At 36.7% G+C, this 17,050-nt stretch carries 17 protein-coding genes; 5 read left to right on the forward strand and 12 right to left on the reverse strand.

Features of this window, described 5'->3' with window-relative positions; translation table 11 throughout:
• Positions 1 to 233: 233 nt before the first annotated feature.
• From cadA to JST55_06090, 3 genes are all read left to right on the forward strand, one after another.
• Positions 234 to 2,603: a cadmium-translocating P-type ATPase gene (cadA, locus tag JST55_06080; protein ID MBS1493055.1), complete on the forward strand. Its 2,370-nt coding sequence runs from the start codon at positions 234 to 236 to the stop codon at positions 2,601 to 2,603.
• 90 nt (positions 2,604 to 2,693) lie between these two features.
• Positions 2,694 to 3,188, forward strand: coding sequence for a DinB family protein (locus JST55_06085; protein MBS1493056.1), 495 nt, complete (start codon positions 2,694 to 2,696; stop codon positions 3,186 to 3,188).
• Entirely contained in the window at positions 3,185 to 3,607 is a 423-nt protein-coding gene (locus JST55_06090) for a MarR family transcriptional regulator (protein ID MBS1493057.1), read from the forward strand. Before JST55_06085 ends, JST55_06090 begins: the two co-directional genes overlap by 4 nt.
• Positions 3,608 to 3,668: 61 nt before the next feature.
• Here the strand turns inward: JST55_06090 and JST55_06095 are convergent, their stop codons facing one another.
• The 10 genes from JST55_06095 to JST55_06140 all read right to left on the reverse strand — a co-directional run bounded on the left by JST55_06095 (position 3,669) and on the right by JST55_06140 (position 12,291).
• Positions 3,669 to 4,925, reverse strand: a complete 1,257-nt coding sequence (locus JST55_06095; GenBank protein MBS1493058.1) for an MFS transporter — start codon at positions 4,923 to 4,925, stop codon at positions 3,669 to 3,671.
• A gap of 297 nt (positions 4,926 to 5,222) precedes the next feature.
• Entirely contained in the window at positions 5,223 to 6,095 is an 873-nt protein-coding gene (locus JST55_06100) for an SDR family oxidoreductase (GenBank protein ID MBS1493059.1), read from the reverse strand.
• Positions 6,096 to 6,142: 47 nt separating this feature from the next.
• Positions 6,143 to 6,718: an NAD(P)H-dependent oxidoreductase gene (locus tag JST55_06105; GenBank protein ID MBS1493060.1), complete on the reverse strand. Its 576-nt coding sequence runs from the start codon at positions 6,716 to 6,718 to the stop codon at positions 6,143 to 6,145.
• 29 nt (positions 6,719 to 6,747) lie between these two features.
• Complete coding sequence (locus JST55_06110; GenBank protein ID MBS1493061.1) at positions 6,748 to 7,278, reverse strand: VOC family protein; 531 nt, start codon at positions 7,276 to 7,278, stop codon at positions 6,748 to 6,750.
• Between the two features lie 246 nt (positions 7,279 to 7,524).
• Positions 7,525 to 8,235, reverse strand: coding sequence for a pirin family protein (locus JST55_06115; GenBank protein MBS1493062.1), 711 nt, complete (start codon positions 8,233 to 8,235; stop codon positions 7,525 to 7,527).
• Between the two features lie 21 nt (positions 8,236 to 8,256).
• A complete protein-coding gene (locus tag JST55_06120) occupies positions 8,257 to 8,925 on the reverse strand; it encodes a thioredoxin family protein (protein ID MBS1493063.1) in 669 nt (222 codons plus the stop codon).
• Between the two features lie 32 nt (positions 8,926 to 8,957).
• The gene (locus JST55_06125; GenBank protein MBS1493064.1) at positions 8,958 to 9,635 is read right to left on the reverse strand and encodes a YceI family protein; all 678 of its coding nucleotides are present in this window, start codon (positions 9,633 to 9,635) and stop codon (positions 8,958 to 8,960) included.
• A gap of 80 nt (positions 9,636 to 9,715) precedes the next feature.
• Positions 9,716 to 10,234: a MarR family transcriptional regulator gene (locus JST55_06130; protein MBS1493065.1), complete on the reverse strand. Its 519-nt coding sequence runs from the start codon at positions 10,232 to 10,234 to the stop codon at positions 9,716 to 9,718.
• Between the two features lie 177 nt (positions 10,235 to 10,411).
• The gene (locus tag JST55_06135) at positions 10,412 to 11,665 is read right to left on the reverse strand and encodes a divalent metal cation transporter (GenBank protein MBS1493066.1); all 1,254 of its coding nucleotides are present in this window, start codon (positions 11,663 to 11,665) and stop codon (positions 10,412 to 10,414) included.
• A gap of 77 nt (positions 11,666 to 11,742) precedes the next feature.
• A complete protein-coding gene (locus JST55_06140) occupies positions 11,743 to 12,291 on the reverse strand; it encodes a DUF488 domain-containing protein (GenBank protein ID MBS1493067.1) in 549 nt (182 codons plus the stop codon).
• 109 nt (positions 12,292 to 12,400) lie between these two features.
• Here JST55_06140 and JST55_06145 point away from each other — a divergent pair, with 109 nt between their 5' ends.
• The gene (locus tag JST55_06145; protein MBS1493068.1) at positions 12,401 to 13,483 is read left to right on the forward strand and encodes a hypothetical protein; all 1,083 of its coding nucleotides are present in this window, start codon (positions 12,401 to 12,403) and stop codon (positions 13,481 to 13,483) included.
• A 4-nt stretch (positions 13,484 to 13,487) separates the two neighbouring features.
• Here the strand turns inward: JST55_06145 and JST55_06150 are convergent, their stop codons facing one another.
• Both JST55_06150 and JST55_06155 read right to left on the reverse strand, forming a co-directional pair.
• On the reverse strand, positions 13,488 to 13,937 hold the full coding sequence (locus JST55_06150; GenBank protein MBS1493069.1) for a GNAT family N-acetyltransferase: 450 nt from the start codon (positions 13,935 to 13,937) through the stop codon (positions 13,488 to 13,490).
• 28 nt (positions 13,938 to 13,965) lie between these two features.
• Entirely contained in the window at positions 13,966 to 14,874 is a 909-nt protein-coding gene (locus tag JST55_06155) for a T9SS type A sorting domain-containing protein (protein MBS1493070.1), read from the reverse strand.
• A gap of 189 nt (positions 14,875 to 15,063) precedes the next feature.
• Here JST55_06155 and JST55_06160 point away from each other — a divergent pair, with 189 nt between their 5' ends.
• The gene (locus JST55_06160; protein MBS1493071.1) at positions 15,064 to 17,043 is read left to right on the forward strand and encodes a dehydrogenase E1 component subunit alpha/beta; all 1,980 of its coding nucleotides are present in this window, start codon (positions 15,064 to 15,066) and stop codon (positions 17,041 to 17,043) included.
• Positions 17,044 to 17,050: the final 7 nt, after the last annotated feature.

Below are 17,050 nucleotides of genomic sequence, written 5' to 3' on the forward strand. Positions count from 1 at the left end.
GTGAAAACTCGTAATTCGTAATTTGGAATTCGTAACTGAAAAAAAATCCGACTTTTATTCGACTATTTTCAGATTATAAAATTTTCAGTATTGTAAAAACAATAACAGTTGAATCAAAACCCGACAAAAATCCGACATTTTTTAAAATTTAAAGAACGCTCTATCTATATAAAGTCCGTATAAATCCCAAATAATGGGCTTAAAGTTAACCTAATTTATGATGAAATTTACCTATGGCAAAAGATACAGAAGAAAATAAAGTTCATACCTGCGCAGAAATAATTGATAACGTCACTTCAAAAGAGCCCGGAATTTTACGCTCAAAATTTGATTATGTAAATGACAAACTAACGCTTGATTACGATCCCGAAAAACTCCACAACAATGATGTAAAAAAAATTGCGCAGGACTTATCCGATAAGCTGGTCACACATTATCAGACCTGCAATCTGCACCTTAACGGACGTGCATGTGAAGCATGCGGTATTGCTCTTGAAAAAAAGGCGCTGGCTATTGAAGGTGTTAAAAAAGCGAATGCAAGTTTCCTTACAAAATCTTTTATAGTAACTTTTGATAATCAGATAATTTCTCCTGAAGAATTAATTGCAAATTTTAAACGTGAAGGTCTGCGTGTTGAAGCTGCACATAATGAAGAAGCAAAAGATGACCGCTCATTCTTTACAAGATTTTTAGATTCGCCGAGAGTCGAGCTTATATTTACCATCGTAACTTTCATCTCAATGATGACTGCGTTTATTCTTGATAAGTTCGGAGCCGATAAAACTATTTGCAACTCTATTTACTTAATTGCATATCTTGCCGGAGGAACGTACGGAGTCCGGGCCGGAATTCAGTCCGTTAAAGAGCTTACTATCAATGTAGATATTTTAATGATACTCGCTGCGCTTGGCGCTGCTTACATTGGCGCTCCGTTTGAAGGAGCAATGCTACTATTCTTATTCTCTCTTTCCAATATGCTTCAGGCTTATGCCATCGGTAGAACACGTAAGGCAATTGATTCTCTTATGAAGCTCCGTCCTAAAGAAGCGTTGGTAAGAATAAAGAACGAGACTAAGATTCTCCCCATTGAAAACATTATAATTAATGATATTGTAATAATGCGCCCCGGCGAAAGAGTTCCGCTTGACGGAGTTATTATAGAGGGACATTCTTCATTAGATGAATCTTCTTTAACAGGAGAATCATTTCCTGTCTCAAAAAAATTCGGCGATAAAGTATTTGCAGGAACGATAAATCAATCGGGCGGACTTGAAATAAAAGTCACACGCCTTGCAGAAGATTCCACCATTGCAAAAATTATAAAGATGGTTGAAGAGGCACAGAATCAGAAAGCAAAAACTCAGCGCTTCCTCGATAAAGCCGAGCAGTATTATGCAATGGGAGTTATATTATTCACACTCTTAATGATTTTTATTCCATACTTTGTTTTCCACGGGAACTTCGATACTGTGTTTTATAAAGCGATGACATTAATGGTAGTTGCATCGCCCTGCGCTTTGATTATCAGCACTCCCGCTTCAATTCTTTCCGCAATCGGCAACGGTGCAAAGAAAGGTATTCTATATAAAGGCGGGGCATACCTTGAGCAGACTGCCGATATAAAAGTTGTTGCCTTCGATAAAACAGGTACGCTTACTTTCGGCAAGCCTGAAGTTACTGATGTAAAAGTTATTCCGCTTCCTGTTTCTGAATATGTTATATGGAGCGGTGAAGAGAACGAACTGCTATCAATAGCAGCAGCAGTTGAATCAAAATCTGAACATCCTCTTGCGCAGGCAATTGTAAAATCCGCCATAGCAAGAAAGATAGAAATACCTGAAGTGAAAAATTTCCAGTCAGTAACAGGTAAAGGTGTTATTGCCGATTTGAAAGATAACTCTGTATGTGTAGGAAGCTTGAACTTCTTCGACGATTATGATACACATCATCTTGACTCCGCATATAAAGTTGTTGAGCAGCATCAGAACGAAGGAAAGACTTCTGTACTGGTAGCAGTTATCAATGGAAGGAAAGCATTTATCATAGGTATAATTGCTATAGCTGATGTTATAAGACCTGATGCAGCAGATGTAATAAAGGAATTAAGAAAGGTCGGTGTGCAGAGAATTATTATGCTTACAGGTGATAATAAAAGAGTTGCAAAAGCCATTGCTACAAATCTGGGACTCGATGACTTTTATGCTGAGCTTCTTCCAGAAGATAAAGTTAAGATTGTAAAGGAGAATAAAAAGTTCGGAGTGATTGCTATGGTTGGCGACGGCGTTAACGATGCTCCTGCACTCTCCACAGCCGATATCGGTATTGCTATGGGAGGCGGCGGAACTGACGTTGCACTGGAAACAGCCGACGTTGTTCTTATGTCGGACGACTTAACAAAAATCCCTTATGCTATTGCATTAAGCAGACAGGCAAAGAAAGTTGTATATCAGAATCTTATCTTCTCACTTGCTGTTATTATTGTGCTTATAATTTCCGTATTAGGAATTCAGCTTCCGCTTCCACTCGGAGTTGTTGGTCACGAAGGAAGCACAGTGTTGGTATGTTTGAACGGATTGAGGTTACTTAATTTCAGACGTAAATAGAACATTAATTTAAGTAAAGTTTATATATACTTGCAATATTTATTACGATTTCGTAATTTTTATTATCGTAATAAATTAAAAAATCAAAATATGAAAACTGAATATTTAACTCTGCTTTCAATGGCAAATTTTACATTGAGCAGAAATCTTGAAAACATAACAAACGAAGAAAGTCTTAACCGGATCGGAGAAAATGGAAATTGCATTAACTGGCTGGCAGGACATATTTTATCGGTAAGAGATGCAGTATTTTCGAATTTTGGAATGGTAAAATTTCTTTCTGAAGAAGAGTGTAAACGTTATGAAAGAGGTTCAGCACCAATAGATGCATCAGAGAATCCGGTCAGCTTTCAAAAAATTAAGGAGGGACTTGCAACTACTTATTCACGCTGGACAGATATAATTAAATCAAAAGATGAAGATTTTTTTGATACTCCAATTCCTGCCGAAGGCTTACCGCTTCCTATTCCTGAACCCACAATCGGTAAACTATTATTTATATTAGCATATCATGAAGGTTATCATACAGGACAAATCGGGCTTGCTCAAAGAGCAATGGGAAAGGAATTCAGCCTTAAATTATGAATCCGAAACCTTTTTTAGTTTTATCTCCGATTCACAGGTCTATTAGAGCAATAGACAGATATCTTTCACGGATTTTTCAACCGAAAGGTTTTTCTGTAAAAGAAGCCCACTTGCTGGGATATCTTTTGTATTATTCTCCTTGTACTGTGAACAATTTAATAAATGTACTTGGAGTAAAGAACTCCACACTTACATCAATGATTACCAGATTAGAAGATAAAGAACTGCTGAAAAGGAAAATAAATTCAGAGGATAAAAGAAGTTTTGAGATAATACTTACTGCAAAAGGAAAAAGAGTTTCTGCCGATTTTCATAAATACGTGAGAGAATTGGAAGAGAAAATCCTAAAAAAATTATCAAATGAAGATGTAAACAGCCTGAAAAAAATTGTTGTAGAAATAGAAGAAGTATGCAAATAAAAAATCCGTTCCGGTTTTTAAACCGAAACGGATTGTATAAATATAAAATTGAGTTTGTTGTTTACATCTCTGCCATTACATGTACTTCTTCAGTCATAACTTTCTGGCCATCCGGAGTGACTTTAACTTCCTGTGATACAGGCTTTATTCCTCTTACAATTAGTATAGCTGCAAGAGTAAATGCCACTGCTCCGAAGCCTACTAAATTGTAGTGCTGTATTTCTCCTGCAGGAGATTGAGTTATAACAAGTCCCGATAAGAACGATGCAACACCTGAACCAAGCTGAAGCGCAGATGAGTTAACACTCATAAAGCTTCCTCTGTGCTGAGGAGTTACTGCAGATGTTATCAATGCCATAGAAGGAACCATTCTGCCGCTGATAAAAACAAAGAACAATGTACTGAAAGTTAAAACCACCCATACCGGAGCATGAGGCATATTTGTCGTTGTAAGCAATGGTATGATTGATAGCAATGCCATGATTGTAAATATCTTCGGCTTGCCGTATTTATCTGCAAGTCTTCCGATTAAAGGAGATGTAAAAATTGTTGCCGCTCCCCCAAGCAAATACATGTACGTTAAGTTCGATTCAGGAAATCCTACGTTAGCAACTAAGTAAGGACTTATATAGGGAATCACAGAGAACTGACCTAGCACAAGAACAAACATAAACATCAATGCGCGGACCTGCATAGTGCTGCCGAAGACATTTTTCAAAACTTGTATAGGAGAAGGTTTTTCTTTAGTCAAATGTGATTTAACACTCGGAACAATTTTATAAATTATACCGCTAACTATTAATCCCATAAAACCTATGAAGAAAAACGGCATGTGCCATCCGGCCCAGTTAGCAAGAAATAATCCGAACGGTACTCCGAAAATAGAAGCGACAGAGAACGATGCCATAACAATACCCATTGCAGTAGCTCTTCTGAACTCGGGGATAACATCGCCGACGATTGACATAACAAGCGCGCCCATAACTCCGCCGAATAAGCCCGTTACAATTCTTGCTGTAACTAAAAGTTCGTAGCTGGGAGCTAATGCGCAAAGGATTGTTCCTATAGAAAAGCCAATGTAGTTATAGAAGAGCGCAGTCTTTCTATCGAACCTGTCGATAAAAAAAGCGCCGACTATTCCTGTAAATCCGGCAGCGAAAGTATATGATGAAACGATAATACCGAACTGTGAAGGATTTACTTCAAATATTCTCATAAGCTGAGGACCAAGCGGCATCATAATCATAAAATCCATTATGACAGTAAACTGTATTGTCGCCAGTGTGTACAGCAAAAGTTTTTCTTTTCGTAGTGTCATGTATTAAATAATTTATCCTGTTTATCCAATTATTATTTAATAGAAATAAAAATAGGAACAAAGTTTATAAAATAAAAACGTTACGATGCAGTTTGCTTCGTAACGGGGAATTTGAAAATATCTTAAAGAAATAACTAATACGATTTATTAATATTTCTCTTGATTAGTACAACCAAATAAAATCAAAAAACCTCCCCGACTCGTTCTGCATTTTTCGTGCGAGAAAAAATGAGGAGGTTTGAAAACACTGTTACTTTTCTTACGGAATAAAGTGAGAAAAGTTATATAAAATCAGGCTTATTTCAGCGCATGAATCATTACTTCATCAAAGAATTGTTTAAAGCTTCTCGCTTTATGACCTGTAACTGTTTCTACATCATCGTTAACAAAGTTACCCCAGTTATCAGCATATGCAATTGAGTATTGTTTCATAAGTCTTGCAGTGAAATCATCGGCTCCCATTCCTTTTAATGAATCGTATACTGCATCGGGAGTAACCTGTACATAATTGACCTGTTTACCTAAACCGTCTGAAATGATTTTTGCCATATCTGTGAATGTGATTGACTCCGGACCGGTGGGAGTATAGATCTTATTTTCATGGCCGCCGTTTACAAGAACTTCAGCATAGCTGTCAGCAAGATCGCGGACGTCAACAAGTCCTAATTTTCCGTCGCCCATTCCCCAGTACATGTTTCCCTGTTCTTTTATAGTCTGTATTGCAAAAAACAAATTCTGCATAAAGAAGTGCGGGCGGAAAATTGTGTATGTAAGTCCTGATGCTTTGATATCTTCATCTGTTGCAAAGTGTAATTTACCGTTTTCTGTCGGAGCATCTGCTGCTGCGCCAATTGCAGAGTTTCTTACAATGTGTTTTACACCTGCGTGTTTAGCTGCCTTAGTTATTGCAATCCCCTGCTTATCTGCATTTGGATTTGCAATTGTAAGAGAGAACACTGCATCCATTCCTTCGGCGGCTTTATTGAGCGCATCCTGATTTTCAAAATCACCCTGTACTAATTCAATACCTAAGTCTTTCAAATTAGATGCTTTCTCAGGATTTCTTACATATGCTCTTAAACTTACATCTGCTTTTTTAGCAAGGATACTTTGTATTGTTAATCCTGCAACTGAACCGGTTGCTCCGGTTATTAATATTTTTTTTGACATGATAATTCTAAATATTTTGTTAAAATGTGTTAGTAGTTATTCTATAATTAAGCTGCTTTGCAGTCTAAATTTTTACCTCTGGTGATTGTATTAGCAAACCATAAATATTCATCAAGAAATACTTCGGCGCCTTTTGCGACATCATCTTTTAATACATTGAACTCATTATCAAATGCTTCGTGCACAGATGAAACAAGAAATTTCTTCGGCATTGGATAGGAGCCGATTGCGAGTATCAGCTTTTGTATTTCGTGCGAAGCATTTATTCCCCCAAACTTGCCGCCTGAGGTTGTTACAACTCCGATTGGTTTACGGGTAATTTCCTGTGTGTAATAATCAAGAAAATTTTTCAATACACCTGACATTCCGCCATGATATTCCGGAGATACTAGTATAATTGCATCTGCAGAATCTAAAATTGCGGCTGCTTCTTTTACTGCAGCGGGAGGATTATCGGTTCTGCCTAATCTTTCCTGAAGAATCGGTATTTCATATTTAATTAAGTCTATTACGTTTACGCTTACATCTTTTCTTTCATTTAATTTCTTTTCAAGAAAGTATGCTGCTTTGTGAGACTGTCTTCCGGTCCTTACGGAACCAATTACTATTGCTATGTTTAACATTTATGTGCGAGATAAATTTTAATTTCTGTTTAATTTTTATTTAATTCACTTAGTAAATCATCAAGGTCTAATGGCTCTGTTACCATTACAATCGAACCGTCAGAATTGCGCGGCCATTGTTCTTCAGGTTTATCCCAGTATAATTCAACTCCGTTTTCATCAGGGTCATTTAAGTAGATTGCTTCAGATACTCCGTGGTCACTTGCGCCTCTTAACGGATAACCTGCCTGTATCAGTCTGTCTAAAATCACTGCAAGGTCTTTTCTTGTAGGATATAATATTGCAGTATGGTATAAGCCTGCAGCGATTACAGGAGCAGGACCCATTCCTTTACTGTGCCATGTGTTCAAACCGATGTGATGATGATATCCTCCTGCAGAAATAAAAGCAGCCTGGCTGCCGTACATAGTAACGAGTTCAAATCCCAGCAAATCACGATAGAACTTTAATGAGCGCTCAAGGTCTGAAACCTTCAAGTGCACGTGTCCTATTCTTGTTTGCGCAGGAACAACATATTTTTCTGTAAGTATTTCTATTTTATTTTCTAAAACCTTTTCCATAGTTGTATTCTTAAAATATAATTTTAAAAAATCCTTCCCAATAGCTAATCAGGTTTATAAGCCTGACTCTTAGAGTTTGTACTGAGAAGGATGAGAAGGGAAATCCGTATCGGCCGGACTTCCGTATTACCCCCGACACTTCTAAGTTGCAATTACTACCGGACATCTTTTGCTATTTAACCAATCTTTTCCAAACTTTAAAAATGCCCGGAGTAATTTTTCCTCTTGTGCTAACTTATATATATATTAATTCATAGGTACATCTATGATCAATATTTTTGAATCTTTTGTAAATTTGAATTCCGCTGTATCTGTATCTGTTATTCCCATCGAATCTCTTCTTTCAAGTTTTTCACCGTTAACTTCAGCTTCACCTTCGATAACAAAAATCCATAATCCGTTATTTTTCAGTTTTCTTTCATACTTTACCGTTGTGTCTTTATCAAAGTCACCTAAGTTAAAATACACATACTGATTCAGCCATAAAGAGCCGTTATCTTTTTCAGGAGATGCGACTACCTGAAATTTATTTTTTCTTCCCTCTGCCGGAAATGCTTTCTGGTCGTATCTCGGCTCAATATCTCTTTCACGCGGGAATACCCATATCTGCATTAAGTTTACTTCCTTCTCTTTTGAGTGATTAAACTCGGAATGATAAAGCCCCGAACCGGCTGACATTACCTGTACTTCACCCTGTGTAATTACACCGTGATGCCCTTCGCTGTCTTTATGTTCAAGCTCGCCTTCAATCGGGATTGTCACAATTTCCATGTTGTCATGCGGATGCATTCCGAATCCCATTCCCGGAGCAACGATATCATCGTTGAATACGCGGAGTAAACCGAAATGAACACGCTCGGGATTATAATATCCGGCAAAACTGAACGTATGTTTTGCATTTAACCATCCGTGGTCGGCGCTTCCTCTTTCGTTTGCTTTTACAATAATGTTTGCCATATAGTTATTTTTCCTTTTTGTTTACGCTGTTATATCGGCTTTACTTTTTATCTCTTCAACTGTATTTACAGAATTATTTAAAGATGAAAAAGCTGCCTGTTTTATTTTTTTCATAATTTCTAACTGAGTCGTGTTCGTTTTATCTTCTGCATACCAAAGCTGAACCTGTTTTTTCATTTCGTCAAAGCTTAATGCTTGGGTTTCTTTATTCTCGATTACCATAGCCTGGGCCGGTCTCGGTCTTGGTCCCCAGTGCCATTCTTCTTTAAAGTTTTTATTTAAAGAAATCAGAATCGGAATTGAACGTCCGCCGTTAGTTAAATATTTATCCATCAGCTCAAGGTTCTCATCTCTTAATACAATCAGTAATTCGATGTTACTGTTTAGCTCTGCAAGTCTTCCGATTATTGGAACTATCTGAGCTGCGTCGCCGCACCATGCTTCAGTTATAAGTATCCAGTATTTTTTTTCATCGATTGACTGTATTGCTTCCTTCACATCATTTTTTATTACCATTGTCTTATCAACTCTTGCCATTCTGAAGTAATTCAGCTTTGTATATTCAATCAGATTTTCACTTTGTGAAGGACCTGTTGTTCTTTGCTGCTCGACTAATTCTTCCGATAAGTTCTTATATTCTTCATAAGTATACCGGTTCTTAATCTTCGATATATCAATTATATTTTTCATTTTATCTTATGCTTCCTTTATATTTTTATAATTTAGATTCCTGCTGTTACATTAAACTTCATTGTGAAATTATCTTTAATCATCTTATCGCCTAAGCCTTCAAAAAATTTTCCTGAACCGTATTTTAAACCGAACTCTGTTCTGTCTATATCAAATGTTGATGTACCTGTAACTTTGCTGTCTGTAACTGTTAATGTTGCTGGAAATGTTATGCTTTTTGTAACGCCTCTTATTGTTAAGTTAGCTTTTACTGTGTAGTTCGGCTGACCTGCAGCTGCATTTTGTATTGGAGTTACTTCCGTGATTTCAAGCTTTGATGTCGGGAATTTTGCAACATCAAAAAAATCTTCTGACTTTAAATGATTTACTAATTTTGTGTTTGATTCTGCATCTGTTAAATCTGTATTTGCAATTGTAGCTAAGTCTATATCAACTGTTCCGCCAACAATCTTTCCGTCTTTAACATTAATGACACCTTGTTTTACTTTTACTGTACCGTCATGTTTACCGACAACTTTTTCAGCATGCCATAAAACTTCACTTGCTGCAGCATCGACTTTTAATTCTTTTGAGCCGGCAACATTTTGTTTTGATGTTTCTGTAGTTGTAGTTTTTTCACCTGTTTTGGTGTTCGATTCTGTTTTTCCGCATCCTGCTATTATGAATGCTATCAATGGTAATACTAAAAGTGAAAGTGCGAGATTTTTCATTTTGTTTATTATTTATTTTTTAATTTTTAAAAATTTTATAATTAATGTTTATTTATAATTGTCGGATGTTTAATGGTGAATCAAACCACTCCCGTTACTTCTTTATTGCTTACTTTTATAACATCATCAGTTATCTCTGCATCTGAATCTTTTTGTCTTAACTTATCCAGAATTTCATTAACCGCTTTCATTTCTTCATCTTCAAGTTTCTGAAGTCTTTCATCAAAATGAAGAATTTCTTTATCAAGCTCTTTAAGGAGTGCGAGTCCTTTATCAGTTATTAATATATCAACTGCGCGTCTGTCGTTCGGACATTCGCGTCTATCGACCAGGCCTTTTGCTTTTAACTTATCAACAAGTCTTGAAGCGTTAGAGCTTTTATCCAACATTCTTTCTGTGATGCTGTTTACAGTTGCGGGACATCCCTTCTGCCCTCTCAATATTCTAAGTACATTATATTGAGGAAGAGATAAATCATAATGCTTCAATGCCTGCGAAAACTTCAGGTTCAGCCAATTGGCAGTGAATATTATATTAATGATTGTCTTTTGCATTGGTGAACTGAACTCCTTCTGTTGTATTTCATCTTCTATTTTCATTCTTATTGTTCCTTTGAATGTTTAAACCAATGTTGTTTCTTAAAAGTTGCAGATACATTTAATGTATCTACATTTAATTTCTATACAAATATTGTAAAAGTATTTTATATTGTCAAGTCATCTGACTTAAATTACTAATTTAATAAATGATTAATTGGGTAGCTAAAATTTGAGTACTCAAAAGAATTGAAAATAAAGAAGGGCAAAAGCGGAAATTGTCATTATTATAAATGTTATAATTCCCAAGGTGTTAGAGAGTTTTGTGTTCGTATAATTCTTCATTACTTTTTTGTTGTTGCAGATGTGCAGGATTACACCAATCATAACCGGAGCTGAAACTCCGTACAAAATTGCTGTTAGTATCAATGCCTTTATCGGACTTATTCCTAAAAAATCCATCGATAAACCCAAAAGTAATGATACAATAATTGTAATATAAAATCCTTTGGCTTCATGAAATTTTTTATCAAGCCCCTGTTCCCATCCGAATGTCTCAGCAAGAATATAAGAAAGCGTGCCGGCTAAAACCGGGATTGCAAGAAATCCCGTACCTATTACTCCGACTGTAAAAATTACGTAAGCAAGCTTCCCCGCGATCGGTTCAAGCGCTTTTGCAGCCTGCTCAACAGTATCTATCTGAGTAATACCCGCGCTGAATAATACTGTACCTGTTGTAAGAATAATAAAAAACATTACAACATTAGATGATAACATTCCGAAGTCAACATCAAACTTCATATCGTTAATTACTTTCTTGTTCACAACTAAATACTTTCCTTTCTTCGCTCTGTCTTCAACTTCCATTGAAGCCTGCCAGAAGAAAAGATAAGGAGAAATAGTAGTACCAAGTATTGCAGTGAGTATACTGAAAAATTCTTTATTAAGATGAATGGTCGGAATCACCGTGCTCTTTAATACTGCAAGCCAGTCAGTGTTAACTAAGAACGGAACGATGATATATAAGAACAAAGTTATGCAAAGCCATTTTAAAATTGCCGCAAGCTTTCTGTACGGGAATTTTATAATGCAAAACAAAATCACAGCTGTAATAATAATACTGAATGCAAACGTCGGCACTTTTGGAAGTAATAAATTTGCAACTGCACCCATGCCCTGTATATCTGCGCCTATGTTCAACACAATTGCAGGAAAGCTGAACACCATCATTAAATATAGAATCGGCTTTGGGTAATGCTTCTTAAGAGTGCCTGTCAATCCTTCGTTTGTTACAATTCCTATCCGGGCGCACATTTCCTGTATCGCTGCCATTAGCGGGAAAGTTATCAATGCAGTCCAGAGAGTTGCAAGACCGAAGCCGGCTCCTGCCTGTGAATACGTTGCAATACCTGAAGGATCGTCGTCGCTTGCTCCTGTTATAAGTCCGGGACCAAGAACACTGAGAATTTTTTTCAATCCTTTAGGTTCATCTATATTTTTTTTATTTTTTTTAGCTCTTTTTTGCACAAACTAAATTACGTTATCTGTTACTAAGATGTAATAGAAAATATTTATTCAAACAAATCATAGTTTTCACTTTTGATTTTTGTGTAATCCAGTTTACCGTTCACAATATTTGCTGCGGATGTATATGGATGCTCCTGTAGTTTTTCAATACTCATTATATGCATAACTTCCCATCCTCTGACTTTCAAATAATCTGAAACCAATGAACGATGGCAGCTCCACCAAACTGCTTCGGCACACATATAAGTAGTAACTTTCTTTTCCGCAATTTTTTGCAGAGCATCAATAGCCGATTTAAACTCTTTTGTTTCCATATAATCTGCATAACCTCTGAAAGTTTCACTTCGCCATGCAATATTCTTAGAATCCGGATTTGCCTTCCTTCTTCCCCCAAGCTCCTTAAAATGAACGTACTCAATATTATTTTTTGTAAGCGATAACTCAAGATTTTCTTTGTTAAAATGAGGATAGCGGCGTGAACCGGGAAAACTTCTTATATCGGCAAGAATTTCTACATCAAATGACTTCAGCATTAATATAAATTCATCTATTGAATGAGTTGAGTGGCCAATTGTATATATACGTTTTTCCATCGGTTTTATAACGAAGAATTAAAAAAGTGAGTTCCTTATTGCTATAACAAAATCTTCATTTCTTCCGTATTCACATACATACAGAAAAATAACTTTCAATTCTTACCAAATGAAAATAGTTTTAACATTAATTTTAATATCGATTTCCATGAACAGCTTTTCACAGGAAGTAAAGAAAAATAATCCCAAGTTTTTCCAATTTTATAATTATGCTTTGCAGGGAGATATTCCTAAAGCGCTAAGTACAGCTGAACAATTCCCTGATTCCGAGTTATCTGATGAACAGATTAAAATAAAACAAAAATTCGTTAACCGGTTCAAAAACTTTAATGATGAATTTACTTATAATACAAAAGAGCAGTCAGTTTTAGATTTAATAGAAATATACCGAGGATACTGGAACGAAGTTTTGCTTAAACAAACTGAACCGGATACAGCAGAAAAAAAATTACAGAAAAAGGTTTCAGATTACCTCTATAAAAATTACTTTGCAAACCTTAATGAAGATAAACAAAAAGTTCATGATGACTTCACTGATTATCTTCAAAAATTTCTGATGGACCACGGTATAAAATCAGCCTTAGGCAAAACTGCAGGCATTTACGATTTACTCCTATGGGCAAAAGAAGATCACAACGATTACAAAGTAACTCTGCCCGAAGGGAATGTTACAGTTAAAGTCGTCTTTATGAACGACGTAGTTACAATGGGCTGGGAAGATTATGCAACGCTCGGCAGATACTATCCCGGCGGATGGGCAACCGATAAAGAACTATTCTGTGTCGGTTCTGCTTACGATACTACCTCCGAAAATTTTAAGGTAAGCTATCTTCAGCATGAGGGACAGCATTTTTCAGACTACAAAACTTTCCCTAAACTCACAGGACCCGATTTAGAGTACCGCGCAAAACTTGTTGAGCTTACCTATGCGAAAGAATCAATCTACAATCTTATAAATTTCTTTATTCATAATTCCAACAACGACAGGAGCAATCCGCATGCATTCGGAAATTTTTGTGTAGTAAGAGATATCTCCAATATACTTTTCGAAGGTAAAACCGAAAGTGATATTGAGAAATGGAAAACTATACCCGCAGAAAAAATTAACAAGATTGCAAAAGAGTTATTAATTACCAATACAAAATTAATGAAAGAAGCTGGAGCAAACACCGTAAGTGAGTTTATGAAATAACCTTTTACAAACTCTTTTCCATGCAAATGCTGTCAGTCATTCCTATATAAGGACCGTAGTTTTCTGTTAAAGTATAACCTGAATTTTGGTATAAACCGATTGCTTCTATCTGTGCAGTTCCTGTTTCTAAAATTGTTTTAGCATAACCGTTTTCCTTCGCCCAGTTTTCAAGCTCAGTTAATATCATTCTTGATATCCCCTTTCCTCTGTGTAAAGGAGCAACGTACATTCTTTTTACTTCAGCTGAAGTCTCATTAAATTTTTTAAAGCATCCGCAGGCGACTGCATTATCCGAATCATAAGCAATAACAACTGTCGGAAGACTTTCTATAATATTATGTTTATCATAATGTCCCTGATTAGAATAATTCATCTTCCACAAATCCTTATCCAGCTCAGCAATTAATTTTCTAAAGTCAGGATTATCACTTGCAGTTCTTACAACTTTTATCACGGCAAATATTTTTAATTGTGAATTGTATTTATTTCACGAGGTTCATTTTTTTTACCTCTGAAAATCCTTCTGTCTCTATTCTATAATAATAAACTCCAGACGGTAAGTTCGTTCCGTCAAAAGTAACTTCATAACTGCCGGTAGTCTGATTTTCATTCACAAGTTGTGATAATTCTTTACCCATAACGTCATAAACTTTTATTGAAACAAATCCTGCCGTTCTTAACTCATAATTTATCTTTGTAACAGGATTAAAAGGGTTCGGATAATTTTGTTTCAATGAAAATCTATCCGGGACTTCAGTTGAAGTTTGTGTTACCGGAGTCATTACAACTCCGTCAATAACACAACTAATTAATTCTGACGAAGCTCCATCATCAAGACAATAATAATATCCTCCGTATCCAATTCCTTCAATGAGAGTGTATGAAATAATTGCAGGATAATGTGTAACATTATTAAATCTAACCATTCTTTGGGAGCCAAAAATCATTTGGCTTTGAAGAGCTCCGTATATACCCTGCTTCGCGGGAATCTCAAAGCGGCAAGATTTAAAAGTACTGTTAGTTGACCCCAACAGGCTATCAATAAGATATTCAGTTTGATTTGATGTTCTGTAGCCGTACACATTCATTGTTGCCGAATCAATTCTCTGAAATTTCCAAAAAGTTATAAAAGTGGTATCGAAATAAGTATTGGAAAATTCAAAATATTTTTTTCCGTTTGGCATGACTGTTTCACCTGTTATCGTTATTTGAGATGTACCAGTATTTAACTCATAACATGCTAACATATATATTTTGTTCTTAAAAGTATAACTGTTCCCAACCTTCAAAGGATAATACTTTGCTGCTGTTGTATCCCAGGCAAAAACGGAACCTGGTACGAATTGTGAAACTACTAAAATCGCTAACAATATTAATATTGTTTTTCTCATAGCGGTAGTTTTATTTTCGGAAGTATATGAAAATTATAGGAAAATTTAATTTAAGTAAATGGATTTAGTGTATATAAACAAAATACTTCACAAATTTCCGCATATTTTAAGCCCTTCAAAATTGCTATTTTTGTACAACAAACAAAACTCACCTTGGAACAAATAGCAATCGATTATAAGACTTCAGAAATGAAGTTCGATAGAAAAAACTACGATAACGAAACACTTTTACAATTATATAAAGCAATCCTTCTGCCAAGACTTATAGAAGAAAAGATGCTCATCAATCTGCGCCTCGGAAAAATCAGCAAATGGTTTTCCGGCATCGGGCAGGAAGCAATTTCTGTCGGAGTAACAGAGGCGCTTGATAAAGATGAATACATACTACCCATGCACAGAAACCTCGGCGTATTCACTTCACGAGGTCTGCCTCTGGATAAACTATTCATGCAGCTTCAGGGAAAACCTGACGGCTTCTCAAATGCGCGCGAACGTTCCTTTCACTTCGGAACAAATGACTATCATATAGTCGGAATGATTTCGCATCTCGGACCGCAGCTTGGAATTGCAGATGGTATCGCTTTAGCATGCAAACTTAATAAAGAACAAAAAGTCACAATAGCATTCTCCGGTGACGGAGGTACAAGCGAAGGCGATTTTCATGAATCGCTTAACGTTGCAGCAGTCTGGAATCTCCCTGTGATTTTCATAGTAGAAAATAACGGCTACGGACTTTCAACTCCAACCAACGAACAATACAAATGCAAACAGATTGCCGATAAGGCAATCGGGTACGGAATGGAAGGCTATACAATTGACGGCAATAATATTTTAGAGGTCTATGATACAATCGTCAATTTAAAAAAATGTATAGCTGAAAATCCAAGACCTGTACTCCTTGAATGCATGACTTTCAGAATGCGCGGCCATGAAGAAGCATCTGGTGTAAAATACGTACCTAAAGAACTATTTGAAGAATGGGCAAAGAAAGACCCTGTGCTTAACTATGAAAACTATCTGATAGAAGACGGAGTTCTTTCAGATGAAATGATTGAAGAAATAAGAACGGACTTCAAACAAAAAATTGAAGAAGCTCTTGAAGCCACATTCGCAGCACCGAGCGTTGTTCCCGTTACTGAGAAAGAAATGGAAGACGTTTACGCTCCCCATATTTTTAAGCAGACCTTCCCTGTATCAGAAAAGAAATCCAATAAGCGTTTAGTCGATGCAATCTCCGACGGACTTCGTCAGGGAATGGAAACTCATAAAGAACTCGTTATCATGGGTCAGGACGTTGCCGAGTACGGCGGCGTATTTAAAGTTACGCAGGGTTTCGTTGAGCAGTTCGGACACGACCGCGTGCGCAACACTCCCCTGTGTGAATCTGCAATCATCGGAGCGGGACTCGGACTCTCAATCAAAAAATATAAGTCAGTTGTTGAAATGCAGTTCGCAGATTTTGTTACCTGCGGCTTTAACCAAATAATAAACAACCTTGCAAAGATACATTACCGCTGGGGACAAAATGCTGATGTAGTTATCCGTATGCCCTGCGGTGCTGGTGTGGGAGCGGGACCGTTCCACTCACAATCCAATGAAGCATGGTTCTTCCATACACCGGGACTGAAGGTGTATTATCCTTCGAATCCTTATGATGCAAAGGGAATGATACTCGCTGCTCTTGAAGATCCTAACCCTGTAATGTTCTTCGAACACAAAGCTCTTTACAGAAGCATCGAGCAGGAAATACCGGATGACTATTATACAGTTGATGTTACCAAAGCAAGACTTGTTCAGCCGGGCGATGACCTGACCGTTATCACATACGGCATGGGAGTTCACTGGGCAGATACCGTTATACGCAAGCATCCGAAAATCTCTGCTGAAGTTATTGACCTCAGAACACTTTTACCATGGGATAAGGAGACTGTCCTTGAATCAGTTAAGAAAACCGGCAAGTGTATCATCCTCCATGAAGATACAATCACGGGAGGCATAGGCGCAGAGATAGCTGCTTATATAACAGAGAACGCTTTTCAGAATCTCGACGCTCCCGTTATGAGATGCGGCAGCTTAGATACGCCTGTTCCATTTGCAAGAGAGCTTGAAGAGAACTTCTTCCAGAAAGATGCTTTTGAGGCTAAATTGAAGGCTTTATATGAATACTAATTTTAAA

Source organism: Bacteroidota bacterium (genome assembly GCA_018266835.1).
Taxonomy (GTDB): domain Bacteria; phylum Bacteroidota; class Ignavibacteria; order Tepidaquicellales; family Tepidaquicellaceae; genus JAFDZO01.

What these genes read in the sequence shown, in the direction of transcription:
- cadA (MBS1493055.1), top strand. Translation starts at nt 234, where the DNA reads ATGGCAAAAGATACAGAAGAAAATAAAGTTCATACCTGCGCAGAAATA.
- JST55_06085 (MBS1493056.1), top strand. Translation starts at nt 2,694, where the DNA reads ATGAAAACTGAATATTTAACTCTGCTTTCAATGGCAAATTTTACATTG.
- JST55_06090 (MBS1493057.1), top strand. Translation starts at nt 3,185, where the DNA reads ATGAATCCGAAACCTTTTTTAGTTTTATCTCCGATTCACAGGTCTATT.
- JST55_06095 (MBS1493058.1), bottom strand. Translation starts at nt 4,925, where the DNA reads ATGACACTACGAAAAGAAAAACTTTTGCTGTACACACTGGCGACAATA.
- JST55_06100 (MBS1493059.1), bottom strand. Translation starts at nt 6,095, where the DNA reads ATGTCAAAAAAAATATTAATAACCGGAGCAACCGGTTCAGTTGCAGGA.
- JST55_06105 (MBS1493060.1), bottom strand. Translation starts at nt 6,718, where the DNA reads ATGTTAAACATAGCAATAGTAATTGGTTCCGTAAGGACCGGAAGACAG.
- JST55_06110 (MBS1493061.1), bottom strand. Translation starts at nt 7,278, where the DNA reads ATGGAAAAGGTTTTAGAAAATAAAATAGAAATACTTACAGAAAAATAT.
- JST55_06115 (MBS1493062.1), bottom strand. Translation starts at nt 8,235, where the DNA reads ATGGCAAACATTATTGTAAAAGCAAACGAAAGAGGAAGCGCCGACCAC.
- JST55_06120 (MBS1493063.1), bottom strand. Translation starts at nt 8,925, where the DNA reads ATGAAAAATATAATTGATATATCGAAGATTAAGAACCGGTATACTTAT.
- JST55_06125 (MBS1493064.1), bottom strand. Translation starts at nt 9,635, where the DNA reads ATGAAAAATCTCGCACTTTCACTTTTAGTATTACCATTGATAGCATTC.
- JST55_06130 (MBS1493065.1), bottom strand. Translation starts at nt 10,234, where the DNA reads ATGAAAATAGAAGATGAAATACAACAGAAGGAGTTCAGTTCACCAATG.
- JST55_06140 (MBS1493067.1), bottom strand. Translation starts at nt 12,291, where the DNA reads ATGGAAAAACGTATATATACAATTGGCCACTCAACTCATTCAATAGAT.
- JST55_06145 (MBS1493068.1), top strand. Translation starts at nt 12,401, where the DNA reads ATGAAAATAGTTTTAACATTAATTTTAATATCGATTTCCATGAACAGC.
- JST55_06155 (MBS1493070.1), bottom strand. Translation starts at nt 14,874, where the DNA reads ATGAGAAAAACAATATTAATATTGTTAGCGATTTTAGTAGTTTCACAA.
- JST55_06160 (MBS1493071.1), top strand. Translation starts at nt 15,064, where the DNA reads ATGAAGTTCGATAGAAAAAACTACGATAACGAAACACTTTTACAATTA.